At 75.4% G+C, this 20,967-nt stretch carries 20 protein-coding genes and 1 pseudogene; 6 read left to right on the top strand and 15 right to left on the bottom strand.

Annotation, left to right across the window (positions count from 1 at the left end; genetic code table 11):
- Positions 1-14: 14 nt before the first annotated feature.
- The 11 genes from ACIQVD_RS10120 to ACIQVD_RS10070 form a co-directional block, all read right to left on the bottom strand.
- Complete coding sequence (locus tag ACIQVD_RS10120) at positions 15-476, bottom strand: TadE/TadG family type IV pilus assembly protein (protein ID WP_400679183.1); 462 nt, start codon at positions 474-476, stop codon at positions 15-17.
- Positions 473-835, bottom strand: a complete 363-nt coding sequence (locus ACIQVD_RS10115; protein ID WP_402287531.1) for a TadE/TadG family type IV pilus assembly protein — start codon at positions 833-835, stop codon at positions 473-475. The genes ACIQVD_RS10120 and ACIQVD_RS10115 overlap by 4 nt, the downstream gene beginning before the upstream one ends.
- A gap of 80 nt (positions 836-915) precedes the next feature.
- Positions 916-1,179 (bottom strand): hypothetical protein, encoded by a 264-nt coding sequence (locus tag ACIQVD_RS10110; protein WP_111551908.1) that lies wholly within the window; start codon positions 1,177-1,179, stop codon positions 916-918.
- A gap of 125 nt (positions 1,180-1,304) precedes the next feature.
- Entirely contained in the window at positions 1,305-2,192 is an 888-nt protein-coding gene (locus tag ACIQVD_RS10105; protein ID WP_400679180.1) for a hypothetical protein, read from the bottom strand.
- Positions 2,189-3,154, bottom strand: a complete 966-nt coding sequence (locus tag ACIQVD_RS10100) for a type II secretion system F family protein (RefSeq protein WP_402287527.1) — start codon at positions 3,152-3,154, stop codon at positions 2,189-2,191. The genes ACIQVD_RS10105 and ACIQVD_RS10100 overlap by 4 nt, the downstream gene beginning before the upstream one ends.
- Positions 3,154-4,713, bottom strand: coding sequence for a CpaF family protein (locus tag ACIQVD_RS10095; protein WP_400679174.1), 1,560 nt, complete (start codon positions 4,711-4,713; stop codon positions 3,154-3,156). The genes ACIQVD_RS10100 and ACIQVD_RS10095 overlap by 1 nt, the downstream gene beginning before the upstream one ends.
- Entirely contained in the window at positions 4,703-5,989 is a 1,287-nt protein-coding gene (locus ACIQVD_RS10090; protein WP_402287525.1) for a hypothetical protein, read from the bottom strand. Before ACIQVD_RS10090 ends, ACIQVD_RS10095 begins: the two co-directional genes overlap by 11 nt.
- Positions 5,989-6,621 (bottom strand): SAF domain-containing protein, encoded by a 633-nt coding sequence (locus ACIQVD_RS10085; protein ID WP_400679171.1) that lies wholly within the window; start codon positions 6,619-6,621, stop codon positions 5,989-5,991. The genes ACIQVD_RS10090 and ACIQVD_RS10085 overlap by 1 nt, the downstream gene beginning before the upstream one ends.
- A gap of 100 nt (positions 6,622-6,721) precedes the next feature.
- A complete protein-coding gene (locus tag ACIQVD_RS10080; protein WP_400679168.1) occupies positions 6,722-7,654 on the bottom strand; it encodes a hypothetical protein in 933 nt (310 codons plus the stop codon).
- A complete protein-coding gene (locus ACIQVD_RS10075; protein WP_402287521.1) occupies positions 7,648-8,268 on the bottom strand; it encodes a hypothetical protein in 621 nt (206 codons plus the stop codon). The genes ACIQVD_RS10080 and ACIQVD_RS10075 overlap by 7 nt, the downstream gene beginning before the upstream one ends.
- A 142-nt stretch (positions 8,269-8,410) precedes the next feature.
- Complete coding sequence (locus tag ACIQVD_RS10070) at positions 8,411-9,247, bottom strand: hypothetical protein (protein ID WP_100839459.1); 837 nt, start codon at positions 9,245-9,247, stop codon at positions 8,411-8,413.
- A gap of 220 nt (positions 9,248-9,467) precedes the next feature.
- Between ACIQVD_RS10070 and ACIQVD_RS10065 the strand changes: the two genes are divergently transcribed.
- The 3 genes from ACIQVD_RS10065 (at position 9,468) to ACIQVD_RS10055 (ending at position 12,148) form a co-directional block, all read left to right on the top strand.
- A complete protein-coding gene (locus ACIQVD_RS10065; protein WP_402287518.1) occupies positions 9,468-9,974 on the top strand; it encodes a pyridoxamine 5'-phosphate oxidase family protein in 507 nt (168 codons plus the stop codon).
- A gap of 124 nt (positions 9,975-10,098) precedes the next feature.
- A complete protein-coding gene (locus ACIQVD_RS10060) occupies positions 10,099-10,557 on the top strand; it encodes a MaoC family dehydratase (protein WP_400679162.1) in 459 nt (152 codons plus the stop codon).
- 307 nt (positions 10,558-10,864) lie between these two features.
- The gene (locus ACIQVD_RS10055) at positions 10,865-12,148 is read left to right on the top strand and encodes an MBL fold metallo-hydrolase (RefSeq protein WP_402287516.1); all 1,284 of its coding nucleotides are present in this window, start codon (positions 10,865-10,867) and stop codon (positions 12,146-12,148) included.
- Here the strand turns inward: ACIQVD_RS10055 and ACIQVD_RS10050 are convergent.
- Complete coding sequence (locus ACIQVD_RS10050; RefSeq protein WP_402287513.1) at positions 12,145-13,098, bottom strand: IS481 family transposase; 954 nt, start codon at positions 13,096-13,098, stop codon at positions 12,145-12,147. The two genes, ACIQVD_RS10055 and ACIQVD_RS10050, sit on opposite strands and share 4 nt — an antisense overlap.
- Positions 13,099-13,304: 206 nt before the next feature.
- Positions 13,305-13,643 (bottom strand): annotated as a pseudogene (locus ACIQVD_RS10045) (hypothetical protein); the annotation flags it as partial.
- Between the two features lie 40 nt (positions 13,644-13,683).
- Here ACIQVD_RS10045 and ACIQVD_RS10040 point away from each other — a divergent pair.
- On the top strand, positions 13,684-14,106 hold the full coding sequence (locus tag ACIQVD_RS10040; protein WP_400679947.1) for a hypothetical protein: 423 nt from the start codon (positions 13,684-13,686) through the stop codon (positions 14,104-14,106).
- A 666-nt stretch (positions 14,107-14,772) separates the two neighbouring features.
- Here the strand turns inward: ACIQVD_RS10040 and ACIQVD_RS10035 are convergent.
- Positions 14,773-17,580, bottom strand: coding sequence for a hypothetical protein (locus tag ACIQVD_RS10035; RefSeq protein WP_402287511.1), 2,808 nt, complete (start codon positions 17,578-17,580; stop codon positions 14,773-14,775).
- Positions 17,581-17,633: 53 nt separating this feature from the next.
- Positions 17,634-18,983, bottom strand: coding sequence for an SWIM zinc finger family protein (locus ACIQVD_RS10030; RefSeq protein WP_402287509.1), 1,350 nt, complete (start codon positions 18,981-18,983; stop codon positions 17,634-17,636).
- A 196-nt stretch (positions 18,984-19,179) separates the two neighbouring features.
- On the opposite strand from ACIQVD_RS10030, the gene ACIQVD_RS10025 reads away from it, so the two are divergent.
- Both ACIQVD_RS10025 and ACIQVD_RS10020 read left to right on the top strand, forming a co-directional pair.
- Positions 19,180-20,121: an acyl-CoA thioesterase gene (locus ACIQVD_RS10025; RefSeq protein WP_402287507.1), complete on the top strand. Its 942-nt coding sequence runs from the start codon at positions 19,180-19,182 to the stop codon at positions 20,119-20,121.
- 104 nt (positions 20,122-20,225) lie between these two features.
- Positions 20,226-20,855 (top strand): TetR/AcrR family transcriptional regulator, encoded by a 630-nt coding sequence (locus ACIQVD_RS10020; protein ID WP_400679153.1) that lies wholly within the window; start codon positions 20,226-20,228, stop codon positions 20,853-20,855.
- Positions 20,856-20,967 lie beyond the last annotated feature (112 nt).

The raw sequence follows: 20,967 nt of genomic DNA, 5'->3' as shown, positions 1-20,967 counted from the left end.
CTGTTGACGTCCCCTCAGTTTCCCCGATAACGGTCCAGCACGGAGGTGAACGTGCCGGTGACGGTCTTGTGGCCGGGGACGCCGTCCAGCCCGATCAGGTCGGACAGCGGCACCGTGCAGGACACCCGGACGGTGACGGTGGCCAGTTGGCCGCCGGCGGTGTCCAGCGTGCCGTACTGCGGGTCCCCGGTCGGCTCGGCCTCGCACCGCACCGCCCGGGAGGCCAGCGAGGCCCCGACGGCGTCCGCGGCGGCCTGCCGGGCCCCCTCGGGGGTACGGGCCAGCGAGGCGGCCCGGGCCCCGGCGCGGGCCGCGGCGTCGACCACCGAACCGGTGGTCTGCAGCCGTCCGGCGGCCACCGCCATCAGCGCGAAGCTCAGGATCACCGGCACCAGGACCGCCGCCTCGATCGCGAACGAACCCCGGTCCCCGGCCGGGCGGTCGCCCCGGTCACTGGTCCTCCCCCGGGCGCTCACGGCTGCCCCGGTGCGACGAACTTCTCCCGGGGCGCGGCGGCCGTCTTGGTGATCGCCAGGTCGGCGAACGGGAACAGGGTGAGCGGTTCCACGGTGACGGACAGCTGGTACAGGTCCGGGTCGCCGCCGGTCTGCCGGGGCGGCTGCGCCAGCTCGACCACGTCGCCGAGCCGCCCGACGAACTCGCTCGCCCGCTGCTCGCCCGCACCGGCCGGCGCGCCGTTGATCCGTCCGGCCTCCACGCCCTCCCGGGCGGCGGCCAGCGCGGCCTGTTCGGCGTACCACCACAGGCCGGCCTGCACCACCAGGAGGATCACGAACAGCACGGCCGGGAACACGATGGCGAGGCTGATCGCCATCGCGCCCCGGTCGGACCTGCGGGCACGCGCGAGCCACCCGGCCGGTGCGGGCCGGGTGGCGGGCCGGTGCGGGCGGCGGATCACGGCGCGGTGCCGCCGGCGGGGACGTCCTTCTGGATGTTGCCCTGGACCTTCTGGCCGAGCTGGGTGATCGCGTAGACGACCGTCCCGGCGATGGCGACCAGCACGATCACCGCCAGGGCGAGTTCGATGCTGATCGCGCCCCGGTCGCCGGACTCGCGGGCGGCGCGTAGCTTGACGAGGCGGTACTCGACGACGGGTCGGACGAGATGGAGCGGGAGCAGCGGCCGCAGGGCGGTCGCCACGGTGCGGATTCGGGCCATGGTGTGGTCTCCAGGACTTCGCGGGAAGGGACTTCGGTACGGGTGGCGCTGTTCGTTCGCTGCTCGGTCTGGGGTCGGGGTCTGGGGTCGGGGATCGGTGGACGGAGTGGTGCGGTGCGGTGCGGTCAGCCGCTGTTGAGCATCTGGTAGACCGCCGGGAAGGCGATCAGGACGGTCATCAGCAGGGTCAGGGCGGAGCCGGGGGCCACCATCCGTTCGCTGTCGGCGTTGGCCTTGGCGAGCTCCTCGGAGAGCAGTTCGCCGCGCAGGCTCTTGGCGCGGGCCCGCAGGGTGTCGTAGACGGCGGCGCCGTCGACGCCGGAGATCCGCATGATGTCGGCCACGTCCTGGAGCGGGGTGAGGCCCAACTCCCGGGCCAGCGCGTCGAGTCCGTCCCAGGGCGGGAGCCGGTCGGTGGCGGCCCGCTCCAGGGCGTCGCGGATCCGCCGGAACACCGTGCCGCGCCCGACCGAGGCGGCCCGGCGCAGCGCCTCGGCGGGCCCGCAGTCGGCGGCCCGTTCCAGCGCGACGAGTTCCAGGTAGGCGGCGATGCCGTGCAGGTACTCGGTGCGGGCCTCCTTGGCCTCGCCGGAGACGATGCCGTCGGGGACGAACCAGAGCAGTCCGGCCAGCAGCGGCCCGACCAGCAGCGGGACGGCGAGCGGAAGGCCGTCGCCGACCACGGCGGCCATCACCGACAGGTAGCCGGGCAGGGCGAGGCCGAGGGCGGCGAACAGCAGCTTGTGGGCCATGAACCGGGCCGGGCTGCGGCCGATCAGGGCGAGTTCCTGGTGCGGGACGCGCACCCCGGGCAGCCGCCCGGAGCGTTCGCCGACCCGGTCGTACCAGGGCAGCGCGACGTCGGCGTCCTCGGCCCGGCGCGGCTCGGGGACGCGGTGCAGCCGGTCCAGGGCCTGGCCCAGGTCCGGTGGGGCGGGCCGGAGTTCGGCCAGCAGCAGGGCCACGCCGCCGGCCGCGGCGCCGCCGGCGACGACCGCCCAGGGGGAGATCACCGGGCCTCCTTCAGCAGTGCTTCGTCCTCGGCCGCGGCGCTCTCGTCGGCGGCCCGGTGGCCGGGCAGCCGGCCGGTCTTGGAGCGGCGATCGGGTTCCAGCAGCCGGGGCAGCGGGGTGTGCCGGGCCAGCGAGCGCATCCAGGCGATCACCGCCACGAACGCCACCGCCACGACGGCCAGCACCAGTTGGCCCAGCACCGTCGAATAGGGCGCGGTGTAGCGGGAGTTGAACGCGCCGATCACGATGACCAGCAGGATGATGCCGACCATCCAGCGGATCGTGGTGCGGTGCTTGGAGCGGTCCGCCTCGATGGCGCGCCGCTGCCGGACCTCCTCGCGCACCGAGTCCGCCATGTCGGCCAGCGCCCGGGCCAGGCCGGGCCCGCTGTCGCCGGCCCGCAGCACCAGGGCGGCCAGCACCTTGTCGGCCGTCGAGTCGGCGACCTGGTCGCCGAAGGCGCGCAGCGCGTCCTCGGGCCGCCAGCGGGACTGCAGCCGGGCCGCCAGGTCGGCGATCTCGGTCTCCAGCGCGGCCGGCGCGGTGCGCCGGCTGGTCACGATCGCCTGGTTCAGGCCGACGCCGAGCAGCAGCACGTCGGCCAGGCGCTGGGTCCACTCGGCGAGCGCCTCCAGCCGTTCGATCCGCCGGGTGTCGGAGCGGGTCGCGTCGAACAGCCAGGGCAGGCCGAACACGGCGGCCGGGACGAGCAGCGCGACCAGCGGGATGCCGGTGAACAGCCAGCCGCCCGGCGCGCCGAGCAGGGCCAGCGCCAGCTGGATCCGGCGCAGCCGGGCGATGCCGGGCGAGGCGGTGCCGGGCGCCCCGTACCAGAGGGTGTGCAGCCGCCCCTCCAGCGGGTTGTCCCGCTCCGGCCCGTCGTCGGCCCGCCCGGTCAGGCCGACGGCCAGCGCCACCAGCCCGGCGGCCAGCAGCAGTCCGCACAGCACGTACAGCAGCATCAGCGCATCCCCCCGATCCGCAGCGACAGCGGCGCGCTCCAGGCCCCGTACGGGGAGCCGAGCAGGCCCGCGTCGAATCCGGCCCGGCGCAGGTCGTCCAGGCAGTGCGGCGGGGTGGCGGGGACGGCCCGCACCTCGCCGATCTCCGGGCGCGGCCCGAAGACGGTGTTCAGCGCGGGGCGGCCGGACTCGCCGAGGCCGGCCACCTCCAGCACGTGCGAGACGAAGCGGTGCCGGCGCCCGCCGACCGCGGTCTCGTCGACCATCGCGACGTGCACGATGAAGTCGACCGCGTTGGCGGTGAGCCGGTAGGCGAGGGTGTCGGTCATGTGCGCGCCGTACTCCAGGCAGAGTTCGGCGATCCGGTCGACCACCATGTGCGGACCGCGGGCGTGCAGGGTGCACATCGAGCCGCCCTCGCCGTTGGTCATCACCCGCAGCATCGGCACCACCTCGGCGGAGCGGACCTCGCCGACGATGATCCGCGACAGCGTCATCCGCAGCGCCGCCGGGATCAGCTCGCCGATCGTCAACTCGCCCGCCAGGCGGCCGTCCACGCGTTCGCCGTTGCCCTCGCGGGCCTCCATCGGGACGACCTGCCGCAGGTGGCCCAGGGTGTGCAGCCACAGCTCGAACTCCGACTCCAGGGTGCCGACCCGCTCGTCCGGCGGGATCTCGGCGGCCATCGCGCGCAGCAGGCTGGTCTTGCCGACGCCCTGGGTGCCGGTGATCATCACGTTCTTCCGGGCCCGGATCGCGGCCGCCAGGAACGCCGCCAAGGTGGTGTCCACGGTGCCGAGTTGGACCAGGTCGGCGAGTGTCGCGCTGGCCACCCGGTGCCGGCGGATCGCCACGTACGGGCGGGGCGTGACCTCGGTCATCGCCTGCAGCCGCATCCCGCCCTCCAGGCGCAGCGCCAGCATCGGGCTGGCGGTGGACAGGCTGCGCTCGCCGCCGCCGTGCTGGCGCGCCAGGTCCTGGAGCAGCTCGATCAGCTCCTCGTCGGTGTCGGCCACCGGCGGGACCTGCCGCAGCGGCTGGTGCACCCGCGAGACCCAGACGTCGTCGCACCCGTTGATCAGGATGTTCTCGATCTCCGGGTCGTCCAGGTACGGCTGGAGCCGCCCGGCCCGGAACAGCAGGTCGTACACCGCCTCGGCGAGCACCCGGTCCTGCTCCCGGGTCGGCGGGATGCCGTGGGTCTGCGCGTACGCGTCCGACCAGCGGGCCACCGCCTCCTCGATCAGCGCCCGGCCGCGCTGCCGCCGGGTCGCCCGGTCCGCCTCGCTCCCGGACGCCTCGGACAGCCGCGACAGCTGCTGGTGCAGCTCCGCCGCGACCTGCCGCTTCAACTCCCTCGCCACCTGCGGGTCCACGGCCGGAGACGCCCCGACCGGCGAGAGCGCGGGCACCCCCGCCGCCCCCACCGGCCCGGCCGGCCCCGCCGTCGGCGGCTTCGCCCACGGCAGCCCCGCCGCGTCGGCCGAACCCCCTTGCACCACCTGTCCGTTCACCGACTGCTGCGGGGGCAGCGGCCCCTGGTACGGGCTAGCGCGCACGCCACACCTCCTCGCCGTCCTGTTCCGCCTGCCCCGGCTGCCCGCCCTGCCCGGCCTGCCCCGGGAACGGCGCGGGCGCGGGCGGCTGCGGCACCGCGGGCGGCGCTATGTGCGGCGCGGCGTACGAGATCTGCGGCGCCTCCACCCGGACCGGCCACTCCCCCGTGAACTGGCCTCCCGTGAAGGGGGCTTGCGGCCCATGTTGCTGGAACTGCTGTGTCGGGTAAGGCTGTTGCTGCGGGTACGGCTGCTGTTGCTGGTAAGGCTGCTGTGGTTGCTGCGGCTGCTGGTACGGCGTCCCGGCCACCGGACCCGCCACGAACGGCGGTACCGGCTGCGGAACCTGGACCTGCACAGGCGGCACCTGCGGGGACGCCGCCTGCTGCGGCTGCACGGGCTGCGGCTGGACAGGCTGCGGCTGGACGAACGGCGGTTGCGGCTGGCCGGGCTGCTGCGGGGGCAGCGCGTGCTGGACGGCGGGCTGCGGGCCGCCGAGGCGTCGGCGGCGGGTGGTGGCGAGGTCCTGAATGCGGTCGGCGGCGGTGCGCGCGGTGCGCATCAGCTCGGAGCGGATGAAGCGCCGGTCGGTGGTGTCGCCGCCGTCGGAGAGCACCCGGGCGGTGCGCGGCGCGTGGGCGAGCGCCCCGAGGACGGGCAGCTGGAACTGCCGGGCGACCTCGTGCTCGGGGTAGGGGCCCTCGGTGACCAGCAGCAGGCCGAGGCCGTCCGCGCCGGTGCCGTGGGTGTCGAGGTCCTCGCGCAGCGCGGCGATCCGGGGCCGGGCGGCGGAGAGGCCGCGCAGCGTGGTGCGGACGGTGGCGGCCACCACGTCGGCGCGCCGGGGCAGCACCGCCATCGCCCCGTTCGCGCCGGAGCGCCCGAGGTCGAGCAGCACGTCGTAGCCCTGCGGTTCGAGCGCGTGCAGGGCCTCGACCAGGGGTTCCCAGGTGTAGGCCAGGCCGGGGGCCTGGGCGGGGTCGGTGAGGCCGGGCAGCAGCAGGCGTTCGCCGGTGCCCTGCGGGGAGACGTCGAGCAGCTGTTCCCAGAGCGTCTCGGCGAGCAGCCCGCGCCGGTCGGCGACGGCCAGGTTGCGCAGCCCGTACACGGCCTCCACCCGGCCCTCCAGCGCGCCGGCCAGCACCGCGCCGCCGTCCGGGTCGCACTCGACCAGCAGCACCCGGCGGCCCGGCCGCAGCGGCCAGGACAGCAGCAGCGCGAGCGCGCTGCTGGTGGCCCCCGGCGCGCCCGGCCCGCCGAGCACGGCCACCACCGTCATCAGGAGCCCCCGGCGGTTCGGGGCGCCAGGATGACCTGGAACTTGCCGCCCGCCACCCAGAGCGCCAGCCGGGGCCCGTCGGCGGGGCCGACGGCGACGTCTATCACGGTGCTGCCGTCGGTGTCGGGCTTGCCCACTGCGGCGACCACCGCGGTCATCGTCTCTGGGGTGCGGGTGGTGGCGGCGTCGCCGCTGCCGCCGGGCGCGTTGACGATCAGGATCTGCAGGCCGGGCTGGAGCCTGGTGGCGGGCAGCTGGGAGCGCTTCGCGGAGACGCCGACGATCTGTTGCCCGGGCTGGGTCGCCGGGTCGCTGGTCAGGTCGGACTTGACCAGCAGCGCCCCGCGCTTGAGGTCGGTGGTGGCCCGCAGGCCGACGGTGCGCGGCAGGTCCTGGGCGTCCAGCGGGTGCAGCGCGGGGTCGCCCGCGATGTGCGCGACCACCAGGTCGTCGGAGCCGAGCACCTGCCCCATCGGCACGTCCCGGGCCAGCGCCAGCACGGCGATCCGCTGCCCGCTGCTGTTGTACAGCACCGCCCCGCCCAGGCCGCCGGCCGCGATCAGCGCCGCCGCCATCGCCAGCACGGCGGGTCGCCGCCGTCGTGCGCCGAGTCGGCGCGGCGGGGTCGGCATGCTTCGGTTCTCCACCGCTCTGCGGCCTCTCACTCGTGATGGAACGTCGACTCCGGCCCGGTCGGCGGTCGCGTCGTCCTCGTCGCGGCCGCCGACCGGGTCAGTTCACCACCTGGACCTCGTTGACCGGCACGTTCAGCACCGCCTCGGTGTAGGTCGGCCACCAGTCGTAGTCGGCCATGTCGATGGCGGTGCGGTCGCTGCTGCGCGCGGTCACGTGCCACTTCAGCGTCACGCTGAGGCTGTACGCCTTGTCCTTCATCCGCGCCGAGCTCTCGGTGAAGACGTGGCTGCAGGTCGGCGTCCCGCTCCGGCTGAACGGGTTCCCGGCGTCCTTGCAGGTGAACTCCCGGACCCCGCCCGGCCCGTCGTCCACGTGCCAGACCACCTCCGCGAGGGTGATCGTGGTGGTCACCTCGAACCCCTGCCCGGGCAGCTTGCTGCTCAGCGGCCCCACCACCTTCGGGTCCGGGTCGATCCACAGCCACACCGGCGAGCCGACCACCGCGTCCCCCGCGGGCGCGGCGTGCAGGACGGGCTCGGCGACCTCGATCGACACCAGGGCGTCGTAGGCGACCTGGGCGGGCGTCTTGGGCGGCGTGGCGCCGGGGGGCTGGGCGAGGAACACCTGGCCGGCGGCCTGGAAGTTGACCAGGTCGCCGGTGAGGTCGCAGGCCTTCTGGTAGATCGCGCCGTCCTTGCTGGTGTGCCCGTCCCAGACGGCTTCCCCGGGCACGGGCTGCGGGGTGACCTCCGAGTAGTAGCAGCCCTCCGAGAACCATCCCAGGTCGTCGCGCCAGCACTTCACCTGCTTGCCCTTCCAGGTGCAGAGGGCCTCGCCGCCCCCGCCCCCGCCGGACGTCCCACCGCCGCCGGTCGGGGTGCTGCCCGGCTGGTGGGTGCCGGTGCAGATGACGCGGTCGGCGCAGGGGGCGGGCACGCCGTCGTCGGCGCGCGCCGCCGGAACGGCCGTGGCCGCCAATCCGGTTCCGATCAGTGTACAAATAGCGGTTCGCCAGACGGAGTTCAGCATGTCTTGTCCACCTCACGGGTGAAGTCGGCGATCAGCCAGCGGTTTCCGTATTTCTTCATCACGGCGGTCGCCGGATAACGCGACAGCCGCTGTTGCGGATCCTTGATCTCCTTGCTGGTGGCGTCCGCCTGGTGCCAGCCGGACACGTCGAGGCAGTCCCCGATCGTCGCGGTGGGCGGATTCGCCTGCAGGTCGAGGCTTTTGAGGACGGGTGAGGTGCGCGGCTGCCCGACCATGACGAGTCCGTTGTCGTGCAGTTGGGTGAGCGAGATCACGGTGTCGGTGAAGGCGGCCCCGGTGGCGTACTGCCGGAGCGGCGTTCCGTCCGAATCCGATCGCCCGAGCACCTTGACCTGGACGTCCCACCAGCCCTGATAGGCCGTCACCGCGCCGTTCCCGTCCAGCGCCTGGGCGCCTTCCCGGGGGACGGGGCTGCCGGTGCCGGCGTCGGCGGTGGTGGCGTCGGAGGTGGCCCGGGGGAGATTGGCGGAGGGTGTTCCGAGCCGGTCCGCAGACCCGGCACCGCCGGCCGAACAGGCCGTCAGCAGGAATGGCAGAAGCCACCCGCTGATCCCAATCGCCCCAGGGCGCACCAGAATTGAGCGCTGCCGCATAGCCCCACCTTGTTGCGGCCGGACCTGTGGTGGGTCCGGACCGCGGATGTCGTCTGCCGTCCCCGGTGTCGTTCTGAGGTCGCTCGGAGGTCGATTCTTCGCCACCCCGCCCCGGCACGGCAACACCCGGGGCGTCCTGACCTTACGCGGAAGGCGGATCGGTTGGGGCACTTTCTCGCCACAGAACCGCCAAAAGTTCATCGGAAAACGGCAATCCGGCGAGTGCTCCTCTCACGGCGGCGCGATTGCGCATCAGGAGTCTCCCCCCGTCACGCGGGACCAGGAGTCTGGCCTCCCCGGCATTGGCCGGGTCCCCCCATCCCAACTGCCCCTCCACGGCGGGCTGGAGGTCGAGCGGTCCGACGGCGGCGGGTGCGCCGGGCACGCCGTGTTCGAGGACCCGGCCGAGCGCCCAGCTGAACGAGCCCTCCGCGCCGGGCAGGACGCCGTCCCGGCCGCGCCGGCCCGCGCTCCAGCGGCCGATCCGGCCCCACAGCGGGACGCGCGAGTGGGCGAGCAGCTCGCCCGCGCCGTCCTCGCGCTGGAGGGCGGCCCAGGTGTCGCGGTCGGCGACGACGTCGGCGATCAGCAGGGTCTCCTCCTGCTCGCCGTGCACCATGGCGCTGGTGATCCAGTCCCAGGCGAGGCCGCGCCGGTAGGCGTTGTCGGGGGTGGAGCCGGCGGTGACCAGGGCGACCCGGCGGCCGCGCGGGTCGGCGACGAGCTGGCCGACCAGGCAGACCACCAGCCAGCGGGCGGGGCGCTGGGCGGCCTGCCGGAGCGCGGTGAGCAGGGTGTTGGCGTCGGCGTCGGCCGGGGGGCCGGTGACGGTGCTGCCGCGGGTGCCGGCGTCGAAGGTGCGGCCGGGGAGGGCGTCGGCGAGGACGCGGGCGCCGTCGGCGGCGCGGGCCGAGCCGCCGTGGCCGCGTTCGGGGCCGCCGTCCGCGCCGATCACCACCAGTTCGATGCCACCGCTCACCCGTACCGCCCCTTCCTGCCGTACCGCCCCTGGCCCGCCGCGCCCGTCCCGCCGCCCCGCCTTCGGGGTGCCGGGACACCTGGACGCCGCGCCGGGGCGCCGCCGGAGGCCAAGGTATCGCCGAGGGGTGTCGGTGCGGGGCGGAATCGGTCCGATGAGCCCCAGCTCAGGGACCATGGGCCCTGTTCGGGGCCGGACCGGCGGGGGCACCATCGTGGGTATGGACCGTGACGACCGGGTGGAGAACCTCAGCGAGGCCGAGTGCCTGCGGCTGCTCGGCACCGTGCCGCTGGGGCGGGTGGTGTACACCGAGCACGCGCTTCCCGCGGTGCTCCCGGTGGCCTTCCGGGTGGCGGCGGACGGGCGGCTGATCCTGGCCCTGCGCGCCGGCACCCAGGTGGCCCGGGCACTGGACGGCACGGTGGCCGCCTTCCAGGTGGACGACTTCGACCGGGCCGGGCGCTGCGGCTGGAGCGTGCTGGTGCACGGCCGCGCCGAGGTGGTGCGGGACTCGGGCGAGCGCGCCGCCCTGCGCTCCGGCGGCCTGCGCCCGTGGATCCCGGACCCGGGCCCGGAGTACGTGGCGATCAGCCCCGAGCTGGTCTCCGGCCGCCGCGTCCTCCCGGACCGGGACGCGGACCGCAACCGCCTCGACGACCTCGACGACTTCGACGACCTCGCCGCCGCCGCCCTCCCCGGAGCCCGCCCGGAGCACCACCCCGCCTGACCCGCCCGGAACGTCCGGGCCGCCCGGACGGCACCCCACTGACATGTGACCGGCGAGTAGGCATACTCTGCGGGGCGGCCCCTGCCCGGGCCGTCCCTGCCCCGACGCACCTGTGGAGCGCACCGTGACGACCTTCGCCTCGCTCGCCGACCTGACCGCCGCGGTCGGTGCCGAACTCGGCACCAGCGAGTGGCACACCGTCGACCAGGACCGGGTGAACCTGTTCGCCGAGGCGACCGGTGACCACCAGTGGATCCACGTCGACCCGGAGCGCGCCAAGGAGACGCCGTTCGGCGGGACGATCGTGCACGGGTACCTGACGCTCTCGCTGCTCCCGGTGCTCGCCAAGGAGTGCTACGACGTGGGCGGCATCGCGATGGCCCTCAACTACGGCTCGGACAAGGTCCGCTTCCCGGCCCCGCTGCCGGTGGGCACGGCGGTCCGGGCGACGGCGGTCCTGGTCTCGGCGGACGAGGTGCCGGGCGGCGTGCAGGCCGTGGTCCGGTTCACCATCGCCAGCGAGGCGAGCGCCAAGCCGCACTGCGTCGCGGAGACCATCACCCGCTTCTACCCGGCCGCCTGAACCGGGCCCCGCCCCCCACCGCCCTCCGCCTCCACGGCGTCTTCACGGACCGTCCCGCACCCCGGGGCGGTCCGTTCTCGTTGCACCGGACGGGCCCGCACCGGTCGCGCCCCCCCGGCGCGCCGCCGACCAAATGCCTGCTGTGCGGGGTTTTGGACGGTAATGTCCAGGTCCGAGATGCGCTGCCTGCCGCCGGGGCTTCCGGCTGCCCGGGTGTCGCCCTCCGGCCTGCCGTCGATGCCGCGGGGCGCCCCGCGTCCCGCCGTCCCGGTGCGCCGCCGTTCGGGTGTCCGACCGTGGAGGTACCGTGTCCCGCCCCGTCTCCTGGCTGTTCCGCGCCGGTGAACTGGCCGCCGAGGCCGGACTCGCGCTGCGCGACGCGAAACGCTCGTACCGGACGCTGCCCCGGGAGACCTGGCAGCGGATGCGCACCGACGCGTTCGGCGCCGACCCGGCCGGCTGGCGCCTGCACCGGGTCCGCAACTCGCCGCACTTCGTGGACGGCTCGTTCCGCAACCCGGTGGCCACCCGCCGCCTCGCGTACGCGTACACCCCGCTGGCCCTGATGCGCACCAAGCTCGCGGTCGACCCGAACCGCCGCGCCCCGGCGGCGGCCGTCCCGGTGCACCGCCTGCTCCCGGTGGAGCTGGCCACCCCGCCCGCCTCCGGCCTGCGGCTGACCTGGCTGGGCCACGCCACCGTGCTGGCCGAGCTGGACGGGGTCCGGGTGCTGTTCGACCCGGTGTGGAGCGAGCGCTGCTCCCCGTTCGACTGGATCGGCCCCAAGCGCCTGCACCCGGTGCCGCTGCCGCTGAGCGAACTCGGCCCGGTGGACGTGGTGGTGATCTCGCACGACCACTACGACCACTTGGACATGCCGACCGTCCGGGCGCTGGCGGCCGGCGACGCGGTGTTCGCGGTGCCGCTGGGCATCGGCGCGCACCTGGAGCACTGGGGGGTGTCGCCGCGCCGGATCGTCGACCTCGACTGGTGGGAGTCCACCGAACTGGACGGCCTGCGGCTGACCGCCACCCCGGCCCGCCACTACTGCTCGCGCGGGCCCCGGCCGAGCGGCAGGTTCCTCTGGTCGTCCTGGGTGGTGGAGGGGAAGCGGCACCGGATCTTCCACAGCGGCGACAGCGGCTACTTCCCCGGGTTCGCCGAGATCGGGCGCCGCTTCGGGCCGTTCGACGCGACGATGATGCAGGTCGGCGCGTACTCCGAGCACTGGCCGGAGGTGCACCTGACGCCCGAGGAGGCGGTGCAGGCCCACCGGGACCTGGGCGGCGACGTGCTGCTCCCGGTGCACTGGGGCACCTTCGACCTCGCCCCGCACCCCTGGGAGGAGCCCGCCGAGCGCACCCTCGCCGCCGCCCAGGACGCCGGCGTCACCCTGGCGATGCCCCGCCCCGGCCGCCCCTTCGAGCCCGCCGACCCGCCCGCCGCCACCCACTGGTGGCGCGCCGTCGCCGCACCCCCCTCCGGCGTGGACCTCCTGCTCCCCGACGGCCTCTCCCCCGTCCCCGACACCCCCGCCACCCTCACCCGCCCGGACGCCCCCTCCGCCGAACGGACCGGCGGCCCGGCCTAGGTGTTCTGACCTGTGAGGTTGGGGACGCGGCTGGCGGGTGGTTGGCCTGCGAGTGCGGTGTGTCCGCGATGGTGATTGTAGGTGTGGAGCCAGGCGGGGTAGGCGTCGCGGCGTTCCTGGTCGGTGCGGTAGGGCTTGGCGTAGGCCCACTCGTCGAGCAGGGTGCGGTTGAAGCGTTCGACCTTGCCGTTGGTCTGGGGCCGGTAGGGGCGGGTGCGCTTGTGCGTGATGCCTTCGGCTGCGAGGGCATCACGCCATGGGTGGGAGCGGTAGCAGGCACCGTTGTCGGTCAGCACGCGTTGGACGGTGATCCCGGCCCGGGCGAAGAAGGCGTTCGCCCGGGTCCAGAACGCGGCGGCGGTCTCCTTGCGCTCGTCCGCGAGGATCTCGCTGTAGGCCAGGCGGGAGTGGTCGTCGACGGCGTTGTGCAGGTAGCTGTAGCCTGGGCCGGACCGGTTCTTGCGGCCCGCTTCGCGGCCGATGGCGTGGTGGCCGCCGCCGTCGGGGATGTTGCCGAGCTTCTTGACGTCGACGTGGACCAGCTCGCCCGGTGCGGCGCGTTCGTAGCGCCGCACCGGGTGTCCCGTGGCGCGGTCGAGGTGCGCGAGTCGGGCGAGTCGGTAGCGGACCAGGACCCGGTGGACCGTGGCCGGGTTGAGTCGCAGCAGGTAGGCGATGCGGGCCGGGCCCCACCGTCGCAGGACGCGGACCTTGACGATCCGCCGCTCGGTGCGGGCGGGCAGCCTGCGTGGGCTGTGGTGGGGCCGGCTGGAGAGGTCGCTCATGCCAGCCTCGCCGAGGGCCCGGTAGCGGTCGGCCCAGCGCTTGGCCGTGGTCGGCGAGACCTGGAAGCGCTCGGCGGCCCGCCGCAGCGGCCAGCCGTCCTCCACCACGCAGCGGGCCAGCCGCAGCCGCCCGGTCTCGGTCAGCGGTGCGTTACGGTGTGGCATGAGGGCCTTTCTGGTCGCCGGTGCAGATGTCGCAATCCACACCTGGCCAGAAGGCCCTCACTCATTTCAAGATCACCACTCCGTGAACCACGTCACCAATCTCCGTGGTCAGTACACCTAGGTCCTGTCCGGCGCATCATGTGATCGTCTCGCGTGGACCATTCTGCTGGTCGTGGGGCGGGGCGGTCCCACGAACGGCGGGTGAGGATCCTCCGGGCCGTCCGGGCCGAGGCCGACCCCCCGGGGCGCATCGACTGGAGCATGGCGAGCGTGGACTCCACTGATCCGGTGCTTCGGGTGAAGGCCGTCCGCCTGTCGCGCGGCAGCTCCGACAGGCGCTGCACCCCGGGCGCGTCGACCAGCAGCACCGAGCATCCCGGCAGGAACCGCAGGTTCCCGGTCACCGCGAACCCGGCATCCAACCGCCGCAGCACCGTGGGGTTCCCCGCCGGCGCCGTAGCGATCCTGTCCTCTCGCCAGTCGCCGATCACGCCCGGCACTCCACCCGGTGGCCGGAGCGGTCCAGCTGCCCATGTCGTCTGCATCAGTCGCCCTATCCCCCAACTCGGGCTAGTGTCAAGTGACATGATGAACGCTCAGCGCATTGTGTTGGCCGCGACCGCCACTCTCCTGCTGGCCGCCTGCAGCAGCGGCACCACCGTCACCGTCAAGCCCTTGCCGACCCCCGCTGCAACCGACCTGTCCGCCGCAGCCCAGGAGCTGCGCGCCCTGGACCAGGCGGCGGGCGCCACCACCGAGACCGCCGATGCGTACGACCAGGCCTTCGCCGCGTTGGCAGCCCGTTGCGTGGAACAACCCCGGGCACTCGGGGCCGAGGTCCAATCCACCGTGGCCCAGCTGAAGGCCTTGGGCAGCAAGACCCAGACCCACCTGACCGTGCTGAGCGGCATCGCCGCCGCCATCCCGTCGGCCTACCCGAGGTCGAACTGCGCGCCCTACCTCAGCACGTACGTCGCCGCTCAGCAGGCCACGGGCACGATCCACTGACCCGCCCGGCCGGACGGGTCGGTACCGCCGACGGACCGCCTCCACCACGTCCGCGTCGGTGACCATCGCGAAGAGTTCCGCTCCTGCGCGGCGGACGGCAAGGGCGGTTTCGAAGAGGTCGGGGCCGAGGGCATCGCACAGCAGGGCCGACTCCCTCCCTCCCTCCCTCCCTCCCGGCCGGCGGCAACTCGCGGCCCCTGCCCGGCCCGGCCGAGGAGCGCCCGACGGAACTGGAGCAGTTCGCAGCTCGCCTTCGTGACACCGCGCTCCCGTGGTTCGCCGGTACCGCCGATCCTGAGCAGCTCGCACGGACAGCTCCTGGTCCTCTTCTTCTCACCGGATGGGGGTTCGCGCAGGATCTGCTCGAGTTCCTCGTCAGCACCGGCCATCACCCGCAGGCGCAGGCGCTTGGGGAGAGGGCCCAGGAACACCAGCCGACCCGTCAGCAAGCGTTCGCGACAGGCCGGACCATGGCCGGGACGCGAGAGCGACCCCGCTGGCACACGCCCGAGGCCCTCTCCGGTGATCGGCCCGACGTCCGCCGCGGCACCCGGCCTTCGGCAGAAACGGTGCCAGTTGCAGCCACTCGTCGTTCGTGAGATCACCCGGCTCCACGAGCAACACAGTGGTCCGTGCGAGGCGATCACCCGCTCCACCGGACAGAACCTAGGTCCGCCCGAGCGCGCCGGACCGGCCCCGGCCGAGCAGCGCCGCCAGGTTCCGGGCCTCCGCGAGCAGTTTGGTGCCGCCCCGGCGGGCGGCGGTGCGGGTGACCGCGTCGATCGGTCCGCGGGCGGCGCTGCGGCGGGCGCAGTCGACGGCGACCGCGACCAGGTCGGCGGCTCCGCGCGGGGGCGCGCCGTCGAGCAGGTCGGGGAGCAGGGCGGCGAGGATGCTCCAGGTCAGTCGCGGGGCGGGGTCGGCGAGTTCGGCGAGGGCGGCGGCGAGGCGGTTGGGCTTGACCGCGCCGAGGGCCAGGAGCGCGGACGTCTCGCGGGCCAACGCGGCCGGGTCGAGCTGCTGTTGGGCAGCCAGCGAGAGCAGCGCGTCGACGGTCGCGGAGCGGTCCTCCGCGTGGCCCGCGCCGAGGCCGTAGGCGAGCGCCTGGTGGACGGCGAACCCGCAGGGGCCCCCGTTCTCGGCCAGCAGGGGCAGCAGGTGGGGGTGGCCGCGGACGGGGGTGTCCTGGGCGGAGTCGGCGAGCAGGCCGGTGATGCGGAGCGCCGACTCCTCGCGGTGGTGCGGCAGCAGCGCGGTCCAGCGGGCGCCGGGCGCGCTGTTCTCCACGGCGGAGCGGAGGAAGAACGGCGCGGACGGCCCGAGCAGGGCCCGCACCTCGCGGGGCAGCCCGCACACCGGCCCCCCGCCCACCGATGCGTCCGCCGGTCCGCCGCCGGGGACGTCCAGGGCGGGTATCGCCAGGCGGTCCGACTCGGCTTCCGTCAGCTCGGGTTGGCACGCGTAGCGGCGGTGCTCGGAGCACCGGACGCCGGACGTCCAGGTGCCGGGCGGCACCGGGGCGGAGGTCCGCCGGGGCAGGCCGCCCGCGCGCAGCCAGGCCGCCAGCCGCCGACCGGCGGGTGAGGTCAGCCGGTCCGCGGCGGCCAGGGTGGCCGGGTCGTCGTCGCCCGCCGTCCGCAGCAGGGACTGGGCGAAGTCCACCGGCCCGGGCCGCACGCCCAGTTCCTCGTAGCGGGCCAGCCGCGCCGCCAACTCCCCGGCCTCCAGGGCGCCGTTGCGCCAGCTGGGGGTGGCGAGCAGGAACGGGACGGGGTCGGCGGCGAGCCGCCAGGCGGTCTCGTGCAGCCGGGCGGCGAGGAACTCGCCGATGGGGCCGCGGAATTCGGCGTGGCCGAACAGGTGGGCCGGCCGGGAGCGCAGGGCGCGCCAGACCCGCTGCTTGGGGATGGCGCCGGTGGCGGTCGCGGCCAGTCGGCCGAGCACCCGCCATTCGCCGTCCGGCAGGACGGGGGCGAGGGCGGCGGTGAGCGCGTCCCGGTCGGCCCAGACCTGGCGGGCCAGGCCGTCGAGGACGCGCTCGAAGGACACGCTCTCCTCGGAGGTGGCCGAGGTGGCCGAGACGGCCGAACCGGCGGCCAGGGCGGCGGCCAGTTCCTCGGCGACCTGCGCGGCCGTACCGAGCGGCTCGGGCATCGCGATCCGGCGGGGCGGCTGCGGCAGCCGGTCCGGCTCCGGTTCCACCTCCGCAGCCGTCCCCAGCGCCGACTGCGCCTGCGTTCCCAGCAGTTCGGCGGCGACTCCGGCGTTCGACGGGTCGAGCAGCAGCGCCGCGGCCCGCAGTTCGGCCATCAACTCTCCTCCGGCACGGGCGACATGGCGTCCGGTCACTCTCAGCGCCTGCGCCTGGAGCCGGCGGTCCGGATGCCCGAAGCAGTCGGCCACCGCCCGCAGCGCGAGTCCCGCCCGGCCGCGCGCCGCCACCCGGTCCAGCCAGCCCAACTGGGCCCGGACCAGCTTTTTCTCCGGCCGGGCCAGCACCACCTCGGACGCCTCCGCGATCTCCTCCTCGACCAGCCGGTCCGCGTCGTCCAGCGCGATCAGCGACTCCTGCGCGTACCCGGCCACCGTCGAGGGGCCGTCCAGCAGTGCCAGCAACGCCCGCCGGTTGTCGGCCAGTTCGTCCGGGTCGGGCTCCAGGGCCCGCAGTGCCTCCAGGTAGGTGCGCAGTTCGCCCGTCCCGCCGCCGCGCACCAGCCGGGCGAAGCCCCGGCCGATCAGTGCGGGACGGTCGACGGTGCCGTCGGCGGCGAGCCGGGCCAGCACGGCGGGCCAGCGCTGCGCCGGGTCCTTGGCGGCCCAGGGGCCGGACAGGTGCTGGGCGGTGTCGGCGTCGAAGACCAGCGGGGCGAGGACGGGGGCGAAGCCGTCCGCGCCGAGCCGGGCGTACAGGTCGGGGCCGGGCGGGAGCGCGCGCAGCCAGGGGCGGGGGGCCGGGTCGCCGCGGTCGCGCATCCACTCGGTGACGAAGCCGGGTTCGGCGGGCGGCGGGGTGCCGCTGCGGCGCAGCAGGTGTTCGGCGATCTCGTAGGGGGTGGGGTCGCCCCAGCCGGTGCGGTCGGCGGGGCGGCGGGCCAGCCGGAGCGCCACCTCGCGCTGCCAGTGGACGGGCCGGGCGTCCAGTAGGGCGAGCAGCGGGGGCTGTGCCCAGGACCGGACGTCGAAGTCGCGGCCGCCGATCCAGTCGGCGGCGCCGGAGGGGGCGCTGTGGCAGACCGCTCCGGCGATCAGCAGCGCGGTCACGGCGCCGCCCCGGGCGTGCTCGCCGTCGCGCAGTTCGCGGCGCAGCTTCCGGAGCCGGGGCAGTTCGGCCCGGCGCCGGACCTCCGTCATCGCCTCGACCAGCCGGGCGACCAGGGCGAAGTCCGCCGCCCGGACGGCCGCCGCCAACTCCCCGGCCCCACCCGTCCCGACCGCCTCCACCCCCACCGGCTCCCCGGCCCTATCGGTCCCCACCGTCTCCCCCACCACCGGCTCCCCGGCCCCGTCGCCGCCACCGGTCCCGTCGCTCACCGCCGCTCCTCCCCCGCGCTCATCCGCACCGCGAGCACGTGGCTGCACGGCCCGCGCCCGCCCCGGTGGCGGGCCCACCAGCGGCAGGTGCAGCCGAGGGCGGTGCCGTCGGCGCCGACCCGGACGTGGTGGACGTGGTCGCCGACGGTGACCACCCGGATGTCCCCGGAGACCGGGCCGACGGCTTCGGCGGCGAGCAGGGCGCGGGCGGAGCGGAGCCGGGGGTTGCGGTCCTCCGCCCGGCCGTCCCGGTAGGGCAGTCGGCGGTGGAAGTGGGCGGCGTCGGCGAGGTCGTAGCCGAGTTGGCCGGCCGTGGCGAGGTGGGCGAGGGCGGCGCGGACCCGGTCGGGGGACAGGCCGGAGTCCTCGGCGAGGTCGGCCGGGTCGAGCCGGGGCTCCCAGGCGAGCAGGGCGGCCAGCGCGTCGACGTCCTCGGTGGGGGTGTGCCGGGCCAGCAGGTCGAGCAGGCCGCCCTCACCGGAGAAGCCGCGGGAGCTGTCGGGCGACAGGGTGAGCGTCAACCGGCCGCCGGGGAGGGCGAGTTCCCAGGCGGAGGCGGTGGGTCCGGCGGGGGTGCCGGGCGGGGCGTAGACGCGCAGGGAGGTGGCGTGGCGCAGCAGCGGGCGCAGGGCGGTCAGGCGTTCGGGGCCGGGCAGGCAGATCGCGCCGGGGCCGGGACGGGAGGCGGGGCGCAGGCCGGGGCCGGCCGGGACGACCCAGCGGACGGCGCCGCGGCCGACCGTCGGGAGGGTGCGCAGGAAGCGGACGGCCTCGGCGGCGGGGAGCTGGGCGCGCAGGTCGAAGCGGGCGGTGATCACCTGGGTCTCGGCGAAGCCCTTGAGCCAGCGGTCCGGCAGCGGGACCTTGCGTTCGACCAGGGTGTCGGTGCCGACGCCGACGGCCAGTTCCCCGGCGCCGACGGCGAGTTCCAGCCGCTGGCCGGGGGTGCGCAGCCGCAGGGCCTCGCGCAGCGGGGCGTTGACGTCGACGTTGGTGGTGCCGTGGCCGGTGGCGGCGCCGTCGAGCCCTTCGGGCAGGACGTCGAGCCGGGCGTGCACGCCGCCGCAGCCGGAGAAGGACTCGAAGCGCAGCCGGTCGCCGTCGGCGGTGACCACGGGGTCGAGCGAGTCGGCGCCCACGGGCCGGTGGTAGCGGGCGGCGGCCACGTCGGCGACGGCGAGCAGGGCGGCGGCCGCGGCGTCGGGGTGGCGCAGCAGGCCGTCGAAGAACCGGGGGTGCGCGGCCTCGCCGTCCGGGGTGGCGCCGCCGCTGGTGGCGAGGGCCAGCCGCCGGGGGCGGAGCGCGGAGGGGTGCAGGTAGCGCAGGGCGTGAACGGCCGTGGTCATGGGCGGAACGCTAACCTCCGCCCCCGACACGACCTCCCGACACGACCTCCCGACACGACTTCCCGCTACGACCTCCCGACACGACCCCGGCCGCCCTCCCGCCGACCCGCCCGCCCCACCCGCCCCCGCTCACCCCTCCCCCGCCCCGCGCACGTGACGGGCACCACAGCTCCCGCCGACTGCAACGTGTTCTAGCATGGACCGGGTGACCGCCCCCGCCGCCCCGACGCCCGCCTCCGCCTCTGGACTGCGCTCCTTCGCGGAGCTGCTCGGCATCGAGGAGCTGGAGGAGAACCTGTTCCGGGGCCACTGCCACGCGGGCGCGCCGCTGCGCGCGTTCGGCGGGCAGGTCGCGGCGCAGGCGCTGACCTCGGCCGGGCGCACGGTGGAGCCGGCCCGCCGGGTGCACAGCCTGCACGGGTACTTCCTGCGTCCGGGCGATCCGCGCCGCCCGATCGTCTACCAGGTGGACCGGGCCCGGGACGGCGGCTCGTACGCGACCCGGCGGGTGACGGCGGTCCAACGCGGCGAGGTGATCTTCACCATGTCGGCGTCGTTCAAGCGCCCGGAGGCGTCCGGCGACCGGCAGCGCACCATGCCGCCGGTACCGGGCCCGGAGGAACTGCCGGACCCGTACCTGGCCTGGCAGCGGGACGCGCCGGAGGAGTTCGCGGGCGCGACGGTCTTCCGGGCCCTGGAGATGCGTTTCGTCCCGGCCGGTGCGCCCGGCATGCCGCCGGAACTGCCGGGCGTCCCGCAGCAGTTCGTCTGGCTGCGGACGGGCAGTGCGCTGCCGGGGGACGACCCGCTGCTCCAGGTCTGCGCGTTGACGTACCTGTCCGACCTGACGCTGGCCTCGACCACGGCGCTGCACCTCCAGCCGCACCGGGTGCACCGGGTCGCCGAACCCCGGGTCGCGCTGGCCTCGCTGGACCACGCGATGTGGTTCCACCGCCCGTTCCGCGCCGACGAGTGGCTGCTGTTCGCGCAGCGCAGCCCGTCCGCGTCGGACGGCCGGGGCCTGGCGATGGGCGAGTTCTACGACCGGGACGGGGTGCTGGTGGCCTCCGCCGTCCAGGAGACCCTGCTGCGCGAGCTACGGCCGAAGCAGGCGCGGCAGGCCCCGCCCACCCCCTGACCTGCCGCCGGACCTCCGTCCCGAGCGGCCGCGCGTCCCCCGTCACCCACCGGTGACCCGTCGCGTCATACCGCGGTGCGGGGCCGCCCCGTATCATGGTTCGGGTGACCAAGGTTGACCTGTCACCTCGTCCGGTGGAGGCGATGTCCCCCCGTCAGCTGGAACGCCGCGGATCCCTCCTGTCCGCCGCCCTGGGCCTGGTGACCGAGATCGGCGTGGAACGCCTCCAGATGAAACAGGTGTCGGAGCGCTCCGGCGTGGCCCTCGGGACCGCCTACCGGTACTTCTCGTCGAAGGACCACCTGCTCGCCGCCGCGATAGCGGACTGGCACCGGCTGCTGCTCGCCGACCTGGTCGGCGAGGTGGGGGCGGGGCGCAGCGCCTCGCCGACCGAGCGGGCGGTGCGGTTCGTGCGGCGGGGGATGCGGGCGTACCAGCGGCAGCCTGAGCTGGCCCGGCTGCGGGTGGCGGTGGCCACCTCCACGGACCCGTTCGCCAGCGAGGCGCTACAGGGCCTGGCCCGGGCGGACCGGGCGGCGCTGGGGGCGGTGCTGCCGGAGGTCCCGCCGGCCCCCGGGGAGCTGGTGCGGCACATGGTGGGGCACGCCTGGCAGGGCGAGTTGACGTCCTGGGTGACCGGGCGGACCACGCTGGACGACGCCCGCACCCGGCTGGAGGAGATGGTCCGGATGGTGCTGACGCCGTACGAGCCGCCCCCGGTCCCGGCCGCCTGACCCGCCGCCTGACCCGCCGTCGGCCGCGCCGCCCGCGGCGTTCCGCCGACCCGCTGCGCCCCCGCGCCGACCCGCCGAGCCCCCGCCGCGTTCCGGCGTGCCGCGCCCCCTC

Source organism: Kitasatospora sp. NPDC090308 (assembly GCF_044769485.1).
Taxonomy (GTDB): Bacteria; Actinomycetota; Actinomycetes; order Streptomycetales; family Streptomycetaceae; genus Kitasatospora; species Kitasatospora fiedleri.
The sequence above is the reverse complement of the archived record's forward strand: the minus strand, read 5'-3'. Positions and strand labels throughout refer to the sequence as shown.

Excerpts from the sequence above, each read along its gene's own strand:
- ACIQVD_RS10115 (WP_402287531.1), bottom strand. The coding sequence starts at position 835 with ATGGCGATCAGCCTCGCCATCGTGTTCCCGGCCGTGCTGTTCGTGATC.
- ACIQVD_RS10110 (WP_111551908.1), bottom strand. The coding sequence starts at position 1,179 with ATGGCCCGAATCCGCACCGTGGCGACCGCCCTGCGGCCGCTGCTCCCG.
- ACIQVD_RS10100 (WP_402287527.1), bottom strand. The coding sequence starts at position 3,154 with ATGCTGCTGTACGTGCTGTGCGGACTGCTGCTGGCCGCCGGGCTGGTG.
- ACIQVD_RS10090 (WP_402287525.1), bottom strand. The coding sequence starts at position 5,989 with ATGACGGTGGTGGCCGTGCTCGGCGGGCCGGGCGCGCCGGGGGCCACC.
- ACIQVD_RS10085 (WP_400679171.1), bottom strand. The coding sequence starts at position 6,621 with ATGCCGACCCCGCCGCGCCGACTCGGCGCACGACGGCGGCGACCCGCC.
- ACIQVD_RS10080 (WP_400679168.1), bottom strand. The coding sequence starts at position 7,654 with ATGCTGAACTCCGTCTGGCGAACCGCTATTTGTACACTGATCGGAACC.
- ACIQVD_RS10075 (WP_402287521.1), bottom strand. The coding sequence starts at position 8,268 with ATGCGGCAGCGCTCAATTCTGGTGCGCCCTGGGGCGATTGGGATCAGC.
- ACIQVD_RS10065 (WP_402287518.1), top strand. The coding sequence starts at position 9,468 with ATGGACCGTGACGACCGGGTGGAGAACCTCAGCGAGGCCGAGTGCCTG.
- ACIQVD_RS10050 (WP_402287513.1), bottom strand. The coding sequence starts at position 13,098 with ATGCCACACCGTAACGCACCGCTGACCGAGACCGGGCGGCTGCGGCTG.
- ACIQVD_RS10040 (WP_400679947.1), top strand. The coding sequence starts at position 13,684 with ATGATGAACGCTCAGCGCATTGTGTTGGCCGCGACCGCCACTCTCCTG.
- ACIQVD_RS10030 (WP_402287509.1), bottom strand. The coding sequence starts at position 18,983 with ATGACCACGGCCGTTCACGCCCTGCGCTACCTGCACCCCTCCGCGCTC.
- ACIQVD_RS10025 (WP_402287507.1), top strand. The coding sequence starts at position 19,180 with ATGGACCGGGTGACCGCCCCCGCCGCCCCGACGCCCGCCTCCGCCTCT.